The sequence below is a fragment of the Mesorhizobium sp. M8A.F.Ca.ET.218.01.1.1 genome (assembly GCF_004791165.1).
GTDB lineage: Bacteria > Pseudomonadota > Alphaproteobacteria > Rhizobiales > Rhizobiaceae > Mesorhizobium.
This window is the reverse complement of sequence record NZ_SRUZ01000167.1, coordinates 1-303: the sequence shown is the minus strand read 5'-3', so window position 1 is coordinate 303 and position 303 is coordinate 1. Positions and strand designations below refer to the sequence as shown.

The window sequence follows — 303 nt, the reverse complement described above, 5'->3', positions numbered from 1 at the left end:
TTCGGGCCGCCGATCTTGTGCGAAGACAAGATCAAATAGTCCGCATAACCGACTGACATATCGATCGGAATCCGTCCGGCCGCCTGCACGGCGTCGACGACGAGGACCCCGCCCGCCGCCTTGACGATTTCAGCGATACGGCCGATTGGCTGGATCACGCCCGTCTCGTTGTTAGCGGCATGGATCGCCACCAGCGGCAGGCCGCCGGCCTTGCCATGCGCAGCCAGCGCCCTTGTCAGCGCCTCGAGATCAGCGATGCCATTTTGATCGACGCCGATCCGCGTCACCTGCGCGGCCGGAAAG

General features: G+C 64.0%; 1 protein-coding gene. It reads right to left on the bottom strand.

Annotated elements, in window-relative coordinates:
- The coding region (locus tag EN861_RS34860; protein WP_135928247.1) for an aminotransferase class V-fold PLP-dependent enzyme at positions 1 to 303 on the bottom strand (303 nt) is incomplete at both ends.